Annotated in this window: 10 protein-coding genes; 6 read left to right on the top strand and 4 right to left on the bottom strand. The window is 66.6% G+C overall.

Translation table 11 applies throughout. The features are described from left to right. The first annotated feature begins 57 nt into the window (after nt 1-57). Nucleotides 58-936: a hydroxymethylpyrimidine/phosphomethylpyrimidine kinase gene (locus V6M49_RS10675; RefSeq protein WP_332761091.1), complete on the top strand. Its 879-nt coding sequence runs from the start codon at nt 58-60 to the stop codon at nt 934-936. On the opposite strand, the gene V6M49_RS10680 is transcribed toward V6M49_RS10675, so the two are convergent. Continuing rightward, the gene (locus V6M49_RS10680) at nt 933-1,556 is read right to left on the bottom strand and encodes a TetR/AcrR family transcriptional regulator (protein WP_141139371.1); all 624 of its coding nucleotides are present in this window, start codon (nt 1,554-1,556) and stop codon (nt 933-935) included. The two genes, V6M49_RS10675 and V6M49_RS10680, sit on opposite strands and share 4 nt — an antisense overlap. A gap of 98 nt (nt 1,557-1,654) precedes the next feature. On the opposite strand from V6M49_RS10680, the gene V6M49_RS10685 reads away from it, so the two are divergent. Continuing rightward, complete coding sequence (locus V6M49_RS10685; RefSeq protein WP_210412478.1) at nt 1,655-1,972, top strand: hypothetical protein; 318 nt, start codon at nt 1,655-1,657, stop codon at nt 1,970-1,972. A 25-nt stretch (nt 1,973-1,997) separates the two neighbouring features. Here the strand turns inward: V6M49_RS10685 and V6M49_RS10690 are convergent, their stop codons facing one another. Then, on the bottom strand, nt 1,998-3,308 hold the full coding sequence (locus tag V6M49_RS10690; protein WP_332761092.1) for a serpin family protein: 1,311 nt from the start codon (nt 3,306-3,308) through the stop codon (nt 1,998-2,000). Between the two features lie 299 nt (nt 3,309-3,607). Further along, the gene (locus V6M49_RS10695) at nt 3,608-4,999 is read right to left on the bottom strand and encodes an MFS transporter (RefSeq protein WP_332761093.1); all 1,392 of its coding nucleotides are present in this window, start codon (nt 4,997-4,999) and stop codon (nt 3,608-3,610) included. A 251-nt stretch (nt 5,000-5,250) separates the two neighbouring features. Between V6M49_RS10695 and V6M49_RS10700 the strand changes: the two genes are divergently transcribed. From V6M49_RS10700 to V6M49_RS10710, 3 genes are read left to right on the top strand one after another with little or no spacing between them, the layout of a single operon-like run. Continuing rightward, nucleotides 5,251-5,919, top strand: coding sequence for a response regulator transcription factor (locus tag V6M49_RS10700; protein WP_141139369.1), 669 nt, complete (start codon nt 5,251-5,253; stop codon nt 5,917-5,919). Then, the gene (locus tag V6M49_RS10705) at nt 5,916-7,385 is read left to right on the top strand and encodes a sensor histidine kinase (protein WP_332761094.1); all 1,470 of its coding nucleotides are present in this window, start codon (nt 5,916-5,918) and stop codon (nt 7,383-7,385) included. The genes V6M49_RS10700 and V6M49_RS10705 overlap by 4 nt, the downstream gene beginning before the upstream one ends. A gap of 34 nt (nt 7,386-7,419) precedes the next feature. Continuing rightward, nucleotides 7,420-8,421 carry a TAXI family TRAP transporter solute-binding subunit gene (locus tag V6M49_RS10710; protein WP_442959715.1) on the top strand — a complete coding sequence of 334 codons (1,002 nt, stop codon included), beginning with the start codon at nt 7,420-7,422 and terminating at the stop codon, nt 8,419-8,421. A 113-nt stretch (nt 8,422-8,534) separates the two neighbouring features. Here the strand turns inward: V6M49_RS10710 and V6M49_RS10715 are convergent, their stop codons facing one another. After that, nucleotides 8,535-10,049: an XRE family transcriptional regulator gene (locus tag V6M49_RS10715; protein WP_141139367.1), complete on the bottom strand. Its 1,515-nt coding sequence runs from the start codon at nt 10,047-10,049 to the stop codon at nt 8,535-8,537. Between the two features lie 152 nt (nt 10,050-10,201). Between V6M49_RS10715 and aceA the strand changes: the two genes are divergently transcribed. Further along, nucleotides 10,202-11,364, top strand: a 1,163-nt coding sequence (gene aceA / locus V6M49_RS10720; RefSeq protein ID WP_332761095.1) for an isocitrate lyase, incomplete at its 3' end; no start/stop codon positions are given.

Here is an 11,364-nt window from a genome sequence, read left to right on the forward strand (position 1 = left end):
GTCACGCCATTCTCCCACCGAACAATAGGGCCCGACGCCGGATGGCAGGATAGTGCCATGACTTTAGCTTCAGCTGCCCTCCAGTCCCCCGTGTCCGCTCCCGCCGTCGTCCTGACCATCGCGGGATCCGAAGCCACGGGTGGCGCCGGAGCCCAGGCCGACCTGAAGACGTTCCAGGAGCTGGGTGTGTTTGGCATCGCCAACCTGACCTGCATCGTCTCCTTCGATCCGAGCGACAACTGGAACCACCGTTTTGTGCCGGTGGACCAGTTGGAAGCCACGACGGCGGCCTACGGTCCGGCATCGGGCGCCGCCTCCGAGAGTGCTTCGGGCGAGCCGTCAGCTCCAGGCCGTCCGATCCTGGACACCGTGAAGATCGGCATGCTGGGCAGCCCGGCCACCATCAGCACGGTCGCCGCGGCGCTGGAAACGGGCCGGTTCCGCAATGTAGTGCTGGATCCGGTGCTGATCTGCAAGGGCCAGGAGCCGGGCCACGCACTGGACACGGACCAGGCCCTGAAGGCGCAGATCCTGCCGCTGGCCACATTTGTCACACCCAACCACTTCGAAGCCGAATCGCTGTCCGGCCTGGCGATCACCGACGTCGAGTCCCTGAAAGCCGCAGCAGTCCGCATCCACGAGCTCAGCGGCGCCGCGGTCCTGGCCAAGGGCGGGGTGCGGCTGGCAGGCCCGGACGCCGTCGACGTTTACTACGACGGCGAGACCCTTGAGGTCCTGAGCGCTCCCAAGGTGGGCGAGGTGGCCGTGTCCGGTGCCGGCTGCTCCCTCGCCGCGGCGGTGACGGCCGAGCTGGCCAAGGGCGCCACGCCGCTGGAGGCTGCGCGGACCGCCAAGAACTTTGTCACCGCGGGTATCCGCAACCGTGTGGCCTCCGGTGCGCCGTTCGACGCCCTCTGGCAGGGCGGCGCGCGCTAGCTTCTTGAGTCTTCCAACGGCGTCTTTTCCAGCCGGGCCTCTTCCAGCAGGGCGTCGGCTACCAGCGTGGCCGTCCGCACAATAAAGGCCCGACGGCGGTCCAGGCGGTCCGGAGCGGAGCCCGCCAAGAGGGCGTCGATCTGGGGCAGCACCGTCCAGCCGTCGCACAGGGTCACGATGGTGAGGACCAGGTCGGCCGCATCCGTGCGGTCGATTCCGGGCAGAACTGCCAGCATCTGGTCCACTTTTGTGGCGCAGTGGTCCGCGCGTGTGGCCCGGTCCACGGTATTCCTCCCGCGCTCCAGGCCTTCCCAGAACAGGAGCCGGGCCAGGGCGCCGTCGTTCGTGTGACGGTCAAAAAGCTTGCCGGCGTACTCTCCGATGGACGCCGCGCCATGACCTTCGATGGGGACCTCGGACATCACCCGCACCAGTTCAGCGGCCAGGACGGCGTCGAACAGCTCATCCTTCTTGCCGAAGTACTGGTAGATGCGTTCCTTGTTCACGCCCGCCGCGGCAGCAATGCGGTCCACGCGCGCCCCCGCAAGGCCCTTGTCACTGAACTCCTCGGTGGCGGCAGTCAGCAGCAGCGCTTTGGTGCGGTCAGTGTTCCAGGCCATGTCACGATCCTACCCGTTTCCAACCAACTAGTTGCACTTTTACGGAGCCCGTACTAGTCTCGCTTTCATCAAAAGCAACCAACTAGTTGGAGTTAGCCATGAACAGCACCCTCGGCCCCACAGCAACTGCTCCCGCGCCAGCCGCCCCAACTCAGGCTTCGGTCACTTCTCACGGACCGGTGCCGCAGGCGCCGTCCATCCACGTCCGCGCCGTCATCACGTGGCTGGCCATCTTTCCGCTGGTGGCCGTGGGCATGATGGTTGTGGCACCCCTGACCGAGGGCTGGCATCCAGCGCTCCGGGCACTCGTCCTGACGCTCGTGGTGGTTCCGGTTGCTGTCTATATCGTGGTGCCGCGGCTCTTTGCCGGCTATGGCGCCCTGCTGCGCCGCCGCAATTCCCGCAGGACCAGTTAGTTAGGCTCAGCCCGGGGAGGCGCGGTCACGAGCGCGGGTCGGCCACCGTTCCCATAAACAGCGGCAGGCCGGTTTCCACATGGACGATCTGGTAGTGGAACGGCCGGTCGAAGCTGATGGACCGCTCAGGCTGCGGCGGAGCGCTGGTGACAGCTCCGTTGATCTGGGTCACCGCGGCTGCGATGGTGCCCTTTTCGGCGACCGTGATGTTGGCAGCCTGCGCGGCCTGGGTGATCGCCATCCTGGGCTGGATGTTGTTGAAATCCTCCGTGGTGTCGAGCGTCTTCTTGAGTCCCAGGGACCCAAACACCTTCCGCAGGTCAAAGCTGCACTTGTGGTCCCAACGGGGCAGCTGGATCTGCACTGTCTCCAGCGCTGCGGTGTCGAAGGCGTCCGCGATTTCCGCTAGCGTTTCCGCACCGAAGGCAGCCGAGGCGGGGCGGGACCCGGCCCCGGCGACCGCGTCGGATCCGGCCCCCGGCAGGACCAGACGCATGACGAAACCGTCGGCGTAGGGAAGGTCCACGCCCCGCCAGCCTGCACCTTCCGCGTACTTCATCTCCGCCTCGTTGTGCATGGCAGGCGCATCGATTTCCTCGCCGGCAGCTGTGGTGAAGGGGAGGTCCGAGGTGGCATTCGGGTCAAACGGCGCGCTCCAGGCGGAGGCAAAATACAGGGAATTGAGGAGGCTGAAGGTGTTCCGGCGGTCGTACTCTGCCGGGGCTTCCTTGATCCGGCCACCCGTGTTCCTGTTGACCCAGGCATCGATGGCGGGCTTCGTGGCACCCTCATCGCTGAAGTCCACGGGATACACGCCCGTTCCGTAGTGCCGGGCCAGCGTGTCCAGGAAGGACTCGCCGGTGGGCACACCCTTGTCCACGAACAGCCCGTTGGCCGCATGCATGACCGGTTTCCGCGGCGGGTTGTCCTCATCCACTGCGCCGGGGTCGCCGTCGAACTTCGCAAGTGAGCTGAGGACCGCGTTCATGGCCTCGTCGCGATTCTCTGCGGGGAGTCCCAGGACGCTGTCCATCTCCGCCGCGGTCTCGCCCGACGCGCCGGAGCGAAGCATCGCGAGGGCAATCAGCAGGCTCCCGGGCGAGGACACGACGTTCCCGTTGGCGCCGTCTCCGCCGTCCGCCAGCAGCGCCTCGCCAAGGCCCAGGGCGGAAGCCCGGAAGGAGCGCAGTTCAGCGGCATAAGCCGCGCGGTCCACCGAAACCCGCTCCACGCCGTCGGCCGTCAGGAGCTCCGGAGGCGCAGGGGCCGGGGCCGCACATGCTGCCAGTCCCAGCACCGCACCCAAGGCCACCGCCCGCTGAAAACGAAACACCACTGTCGCCTCCCCCGGCACACAAGGGCGGGAATCCGCCTGCTCCCAGTGAACCAGCGACGGCGGCGCGAGACGATGCCTGAACGGTCACGCTTTGCACTCATTTTGGTCTCATTCAAACGCTCTCTCACTTACCGCAAGAAAACCCGGGACGCTCTCTCACTTTCCTCAAGAAAGTGAGAGAGCGTCCCGGGATTTGCCGCATTATCTGAGAGAGCGTCCGGGGTGCGGGGGCGGCGCGGTGGGCGTACGACGGCGGGTGGCCACCCGCCGTCGTACGCCCACTGGAGCTGCCCACAGCGCTAGGCGTTGATGAGGTCCTTGTCCTTGTCGTCGTCCTTGGCCGGGCGGTTCCAGGCGTCGCCCTGTTCGCGGTCCAGGTGGGTGGTCTTCTTGTTCTTCAGGGCGAAGATGTAGACCAACAGCGAAATAGCGATGGCAACCGTGACGTACGTGAAGAACAGGTCCACGCGCTCGGCCTTCTGGAACGCCGCACCAAGCAGCGGGACGGTGCCGCCGAAGAGCGAGTTGGCGATCGCGTAGCCCAGGCCGACGCCGAGGGCGCGGATGGAGGCCGGGAACAGCTCGGCCTTCACGAGGGCGTTGATCGAGGTGTAGCCGCCGACGATCAGCAGGCCGCCCAGCATCAGCAGGAATGCCGTGAACGGGTCCTTGGTGTTGGACAGGGTGGATAGCAGCGGCCAGGTGAACAACACACCCGTGATGCCGAACCAGAGCAGCAGCGGCCGGCGCCCGACCTTGTCCGAGATGATCCCGTAGACCGGCTGGAGCAGCATGAAGATGAACAGCGCCCAGAAGTTGATCACGGAGGTGTCGGTCTTGGCGATCCCGGAGGTATCGTTCATGAACTTCAGAATGAAGTTGGTGTACGTGTAGAACGCCACGGTACCGCCGAGGGTGACGCCGATGCAGATCAGCAGCGGCTTCCAGTGCTGGGTGAACAGCAACCTCATGGTGCCGGGTTGGGCAACGCCGGCCACGGCCGGAACCTTGGCGGCCTCGACCTGCTCGGCGGACACGGTTTCTTCCATCGAGCGCCGCAGCCACAGGACCACGAGCGCGGCGACGCCGCCGATCGCGAAGGGGATGCGCCAGCCCCACTCAGTCAGGGCGCCCTTGTCCATGGTGTTCTGCAGGATGACGAGCACCAGCAGGGCCAGCATCTGGCCGCCGATCAGCGTGACGTACTGGAAGCTTGAGAAGAAGCCGCGGCGTTTGGACGTGGCGGCCTCGGACATGTAGGTGGCGCTGGTGCCGTATTCGCCGCCCACGGAGAAGCCCTGGACCAGCCGCACAAGGATCAGCAGAATCAGCGCCCAGACGCCTATCTGCTGGGTCGTCGGCAGGATGGCGATGGCGAAGGAACCGGCGGACATGATCGTCACGCTGAGCGTCAGGGCCGCCTTGCGGCCCTTGCGGTCGGCATAGCGGCCGAAGAACCAGGCGCCCACCGGACGCATCAGGAACGACGTCGAGAAGACGGCCATGGCCTCGAGCCCGGCCTGCAGGTCGTCTTGGGAATTGAAGAAGTGCGACTGGAAGTACGCCGCGAAGACTGTGTAAACGTAGAGGTCGTACCACTCCACGAGGTTGCCCGCTGAACCCTTGAGGATGTTGCTCACGGCCCGACGGGTCTGTGCGGCCTCGCTCTGGACCGCGTGCTGGGCGCTCATCGCTGAACCTCCCCGGGTTGCGGCGCTGTTCTTGCTTTCGTGCTGTCCATGGCTACGTTGCCCATGGTTCCTCCTCGACGTTGACGGGCCCCCCTCAAACGCCGAGGGCCTCATCCAAGTTATGCGTGATGCAAGGCACATCCAACGTGGGAGGGCATTTCCTAACACTTCCTTAGGTTTCGGCGGGAGACGGGGTAATCTCCAAAGCGGGCAGTTTGCGTTGCCCGCTCAGCGAATAAGGGAACCAGGCCATGGAGTTGCTCATCGTCGAGGACGACGACGCCATGGCGTCCGCCCTCGCCGCCGCCGTCGCGACCGCGGGGCACAACCCCACCCGGGTTGCCCGCGGAGCAGACGCCCTGCTGGTCCACCGGAAGTTCGAAGTGATCCTGCTGGACCTCGGCCTTCCCGATATGGACGGGCTGGAGGTGCTGCGGAAACTGCGCCAGGTCACGCCGGTGCCCATCCTGATTCTCACCGCGCGCGACGACGAACGCAGCGTAGTGCTCGGCCTGCGGTCGGGAGCGGACGACTACCTCGTTAAGCCTGTGAAGCTCGTGGAACTTCTTGCCCGCATCGAAGCCGTCACCCGGCGTGCCGGCCGCTATGGCGGCTCGCGGCAGCAGAGCGTGGTGCTGGGTGATCTTGAGATCGACCTCGAGCGGCGCGTGGCCGCCCTCCGTTCCGAGGTGCTGCCGTTGACGGCCACCGAGTTCGACCTGCTGGCACTGTTGGCCAGCCACGCCGGCTCCGTGGTCACCCGCGAACAGATCCTGGATGCGCTGTGGGGCGACGCCTTCGTGGCCTCTTCCCGTTCCCTTGACGTGCACCTGACCGCGCTGCGGGCGAAGCTCCAGTTACCGGGCTTCATCATCAACGTCCGCGGCGTCGGCTACCGGGTCGAGGCGGACCCGGCGTGAAACTGCGCGTCCTGGGCATCCTGAGTGTCCTGGCGGTACTTATCGTCATCATCACGTCCAACGTGATCCTGACCTCGGCCGGCCGGGAACTGACGCAGGAACTCCAGATCAACCGGGCCGCGTCGCTCAACCGCCTGGCACAGGTGGCGTTCGACGCAGCCTCCGCCGGCGAGACCGCACAACTGCAGACGGAGATGGACCGGTATTCCGAGCTCTACGGCGAAGGAGTCCTGATCCGCCTCCAGCAGGGCACCCTACGCTCCGGCGGCCTGAGCGAGGACCGGCCGGACGTCCGTGACGCCGTGGCCAGGGCGAACCTGAACCTCAGCGACACCACGCTCAGCCCGCTGCAGCCGTTCGGGCCCTCCTCCGAGGTGATCTCCCGCTCCTTCGGCAGCGCGAGCCAGGTCCTGGGCGAGGCCGTCCTCGAGGTCAACCTGGACCCGGCCCGGCAGAAACTGCGGGAACGGTGGCTCATGGTGGCATTGGCGGCGGCGGTCCTGGCCGCTGTGCTCCTGCTTGGTGCGGCCCGCGTGACCGAGTGGGTCCTCCGGCCTGTGCACCGCCTGAACGCGGCCGTGACGGAGCTTGAGGCAACAGGCCGGACCGGCCAGCTTCCCGAAGCCGGGCCGCCGGAACTTCGGGAACTGAGCCGTTCATTCACCACCATGGCGCAGACCGTCAGCCAAAGCCTCGATTCGCAGCGGCAACTGATAGCGGACACATCGCACGAACTGCGCAATCCCGTGGGCGCCCTGCGGCTCAGGATCGACCTGCTGCAGCTGGAACTGAGGACCGCCCGGGAGCACGACGCCGCCGCTGGCGTGCTGGCCGAGCTTGAACGTGTCGAGGAGATCCTGGACGGAGTACTTCGGTTGGCGGCCGCCGAGCACCGGGCATCCGAGGACTCCGCCCGGGGCCCGCTGGGAACCCCGGCGCCCGCGGCACAGGCGCCGCTTGATCCGTACCCGGTCCTGCAGGAAGAAACCGAACGGGCGGGCCCCGCCGCCCAGCTCGGCGGAGCATCGATCCTGCTGGCAGGTCCGCCGGCCCCCGCCGTGCACATCGCGTGCAGCGCCGCAGAGCTGGCCCAGATGGTGGGCGAACTTCTGAACAACGCCATCAAGTACGCTCCCGGCGCCCACATCTCGGTGGCTGCCCGCGAGCGCCAAAGCATGGTGATCATCGAAGTGTCCGACGACGGCCCCGGGCTTTCCGCCGACGAACGGGCAGCGGCCACCAGCCGCTTCTGGCGGTCCCCGGCGCACAGGAGCATCCGCGGGACCGGGCTGGGCATGACCATCGTGGACAAGCTGGCAGCGGCCAACGGTGGCCGGCTGGTGCTTGCCGAGGCCTCGCCGCATGGCCTGATTGCGCGGCTCGAGTTTCCGTGGGCCGCGGAGCTGCCGGGAAGTTTTGCCGGGCCGGAGCAGACCGGGCCGGAGCAGGCGGCTCCGCGTGGGTGACGTGTTCGGGGGGCGGTTGTCCGGAGCACGGGCCCTGCCCCCGAGTCCCCCGCTTCCCCCTGATCCCCCGCGGCGGACCGTCCTCAAGGCCGGACTCGCGGCCGGGTTGTCCGGGCTGCTGCTGCCGGGCCTGGGTGCGTGTACGCCGACGGACCGCCCGGGCACCGTGACCGTGGCCGGGGGCGAGCCCGGAGGCTTCTACCTCGAGTTCGCCGAGCTGCTGGCGGCGTCCCTCCAGCGTCACGGCGTTGCAGGCCAAGCCACGGCGCTGACTACCGGCGGCAGCCTGGACAACCTCGAACATCTGCTGACCGGCAAAGCCACGTTCGCCGTCGCGCTCGCGGATTCGGCTGCCCAAAGCACAGCGGCGGGTGAGCCGCCCGCCGTCGGACTTTCCGCCGTCGGAAAGGTGTACGAGAACTACGTCCACTGCGTCATCCGGCACAACAGCGAAATCCGGGACATTAGCGGGCTTGCCGGCCGGACCGTGGCTGTCGGCGAGCCTGGCTCGGGGACGTCGCTGACCACTCCGCGGCTGCTCGAGGCTGCCGGGCTGAGCACCACTGCGGGCACCGCCGGCGGCGTTACGGTGCTGAGCCTCGGCCTCAATGAGGGCCTCGCGGCACTGCGGGACGGAACGGTGGACGCGTTGTTCTGGTCGGGCGGCGTGCCGACTGCGGCCATTGCCGCCGCGAACGACGACGTCGGGCTGGGTTTCCTGGATCTGTCGCCGCTGCTGCCGGCACTGCGGGCGAAATACGGCGTCTTCTACGACCGGGTGCTGATCCCGGCGGGCGCCTACGCGGGCATTCCGGCTGTTTGGACCGTGGGCGTGGCGAACCTGCTGCTGTGCCGGAGCGATCTTGATGACCGGACCGTCAGGCGGACCGTCGAACTGCTGGTGGGCCATGCCGAGGAACTGATCCCGCGCTCCAGCCTGGGCGTCCAGTTCCTGAGCCCCGAATCCTTGATCAACACCGCGGGTTTGCCCCTGCACCCCGGCGCCGTCGCGGCGTACCGGGAGCTCCACGGGTAAGGAAACGCTCTATCACTTGCTGCGGCAAATACGTGAACGCTCTATCACTTGCTCCAAGAAAGTGAGAGAGCGTCCGGGAAAAACCCGCCTTAAGTGAGAGAGCGTCCTGCGGGTCAGCTCCCCGAGTGCGCAGCCAGGAACGAGTAGACCTCGGTCTCGTCCACGCCGGGGAACGCGCCGGGCGGCATCGCGGCCAGCAGGTGCGTGTTGGCGCGAGCCGCCGGCCAGGCGTTTCCAGCCCACTCGGAGGCCAGTGCTGCCGGGGGCCGTTTGCAGCAGTTCGGGTCGGGGCATGTGGACTTTTCGCGCGCCGTGGTTTCCCGGCCGCGGAACCATTTCACGTGCTGGTACGGCACCCCGATGCTCAGGGAGAACTCGCCGTTGGCCGATCGCTCGGTCCGGGCCGTGCACCAATATGTGCCGGACGGAGTGTCGGTGTACTGGCTGTACGCGCTGAACTTGTCCGGCACATCAAACACCGCCCGTGACGTCCACGCCTTGCACGACGGCTGGCCCTCGATGGCGCCGGTGTGGTCCATCGGGAACGTCACGCCGTCGTTCTCGTAGGCCTTGTAGATGATGCCGCTCTTGTGGGTCTTCTGGAAGTGGGTGGTGATGCCCAGGTGCTTCGTGGCCAGGTTGGTGAAGCGGTGCGCGGCGGTCTCGTAGGACACGGCAAAGGCATCCCGGATGTCCTCAACCGCGATTTCCTTGGCCGCCTTGGCCTTCTGCAGGAAGTCCACGGTGGCCTGCTCGGGCAGCAGGAGCGCGGCCGCGAAGTAGTTGGTGGCCACCCGCTGGCCGAGGAAGTCGCCGTAGTTTTTCGGCGTCTCGTGCCCCAGGACGTAGTGCCCCAGCGCCTGCAATAGCACCGAGCGGGGGTCGTGGTCCTGCCGCTGGCTCTGCGTCAGGTAAATTCTGTGATTCTTCAAATCCGTCACTGAACGGGTGGAATGCGGCAGATCGCTCACGTGATGGAGGGTGAATCCGAGCTTCTCGGCGATGTCGGCGATGACGTGCTGGCTCAGCGGCCCGGCCGTGTACCCCACCAGTCCCAGGACCTTCTGGGCCTCGGCTTCATACTCCGGGAAGTAGTTGCCGCGCTCACGCATCATGGCACGCAGCTCACCGTTCGCGCGGCGGGCTTCCTCCGGCGTCGCCACCTGCTCGTTCAACTTGCGTTCGAGCTCATGCAGCAGCCCCACCTGCGCCTCCAACACATCGACCGGAAGCCGCGAGCTGATGCGGATTTTGGGCAGATTAAGGGACTCGTACAGGGGCCCGCGCTGGTAGCGTTCCAGCTCAATTTCCAGGGCCGCGCGGCGGCTCGGCGGCTCGGCGCCAAGCAACTGGTCGATGCTCACGTTCAGGGCCGCGGCCAGCCCCTGCAGCAGGGAAAGTTTGGGCTCCCGCTTGCCGTTTTCGATCAGGCTCAACTGGCTGGGGGCCGTCCCGACGGCGGCGCCCAGGTCATCGAGTGTGTACCCGGCCTGCTTGCGCAGATGCCGCACGCGGCGGCCCAGGCTGATGACGTCCAGTTCCGGGGAGGCAGCGGACGACGGCGGTAGGGCGACTTCGCGGTTCCAGCTTCCAGGCGTCATTTCTTGAGCATACGCGAAGAAATGCATTTCTTTCCATGGTTTTCCCCTAGAGAAGTGTTGTGAAGTGCTGAAAAGTAGTAATCACGGAAAGAAACACCGCACCGGGAAGCTGGTCGGAGCTGCAAGGAAGCAGCTTCGGCCGGCCGATAAACACCCGGAGCTCAATCAAGGAGACAACGATGACTGCAGCATTTGAGCCCACCCAGCAGACGCCCGAACAGCAGGCCGCCGCCCTGGAGCTTGAGTGGGCCGCCAACCCCCGCTGGGAAGGTGTGACCCGTGACTACAAGGCAACGGACGTCGTCAAGCTCCGCGGCCGCGTCTCCGAAGAGCACACGCTGGCCCGCCGCGGATCCGAGAAGCTGTGGAAGCAGCTCACCGAAGAGCACAAGACCGGCGGGTACACCAACGCCCTGGGCGCCCTGACCGGCAACCAGGCCGTGCAGCAGGTCAAGGCCGGCCTCCGCGCCATCTACCTCTCCGGCTGGCAGGTTGCCGCCGACGCCAACAACTCCGGCCACACCTACCCGGACCAGTCCCTCTACCCGGCCAACTCGGTTCCGACTGTGGTGCGCCGCATCAACAACGCCCTGCTCCGTGCGGACCAGATCGAATTCTCCGAAGGCATCCAGACGGTCGAGGACTGGATGGTGCCGATCGTTGCCGACGCCGAGGCCGGCTTCGGCGGCCCGCTGAACGCCTACGAGCTCATGAAATCCATGATCCAGGCCGGCGCGGCAGGCGTGCACTGGGAAGACCAGCTCGCCTCGGAGAAGAAGTGCGGCCACCTCGGCGGCAAGGTCCTCATCCCCACGCAGCAGCACGTCCGGACCTTGAACGCCGCCCGCCTGGCGGCCGACGTCGCCGGCACCCCCTCGGTGGTCATCGCCCGCACCGACGCCGAGGCAGCCACGCTGATCACCTCCGACGTCGATCCCCGCGACCAGGAATTCGTCACTGGCGAACGCACCCCGGAAGGCTTCTACAAGGTCCGCAACGGCATCGAACCCTGCATCGCCCGCGCCAAGGCCTACGCACCGTACTCCGACCTCATCTGGATGGAGACGGGCACCCCGGACCTGGAGCTGGCCCGCAAGTTCGCCGAGGCCGTCAAGGCTGACTTCCCGGACCAGATGCTCTCCTACAACTGCTCGCCGTCGTTCAACTGGCGCAAGCACCTGGACGACGCCACGATCGCCAAGTTCCAGCGTGAACTCGGCGCCATGGGCTTCACGTTCCAGTTCATCACCCTGGCCGGCTTCCACGCCCTGAACTACTCGATGTTCGATCTCGCCCACGGTTACGCCCGTGAAGGCATGAGCGCCTACGTCGAGCTGCAGGA

The organism is Pseudarthrobacter sp. (assembly GCF_036675385.1).
Lineage (GTDB): Bacteria > Actinomycetota > Actinomycetes > Actinomycetales > Micrococcaceae > Arthrobacter.

Bases quoted from the DNA above. Each gene is read 5' to 3' on its own strand.
- V6M49_RS10675 (WP_332761091.1), top strand. From the start codon at position 58: ATGACTTTAGCTTCAGCTGCCCTCCAGTCCCCCGTGTCCGCTCCCGCC.
- V6M49_RS10680 (WP_141139371.1), bottom strand. From the start codon at position 1,556: ATGGCCTGGAACACTGACCGCACCAAAGCGCTGCTGCTGACTGCCGCC.
- V6M49_RS10685 (WP_210412478.1), top strand. From the start codon at position 1,655: ATGAACAGCACCCTCGGCCCCACAGCAACTGCTCCCGCGCCAGCCGCC.
- V6M49_RS10695 (WP_332761093.1), bottom strand. From the start codon at position 4,999: ATGAGCGCCCAGCACGCGGTCCAGAGCGAGGCCGCACAGACCCGTCGG.
- V6M49_RS10700 (WP_141139369.1), top strand. From the start codon at position 5,251: ATGGAGTTGCTCATCGTCGAGGACGACGACGCCATGGCGTCCGCCCTC.
- V6M49_RS10715 (WP_141139367.1), bottom strand. From the start codon at position 10,049: ATGCATTTCTTCGCGTATGCTCAAGAAATGACGCCTGGAAGCTGGAAC.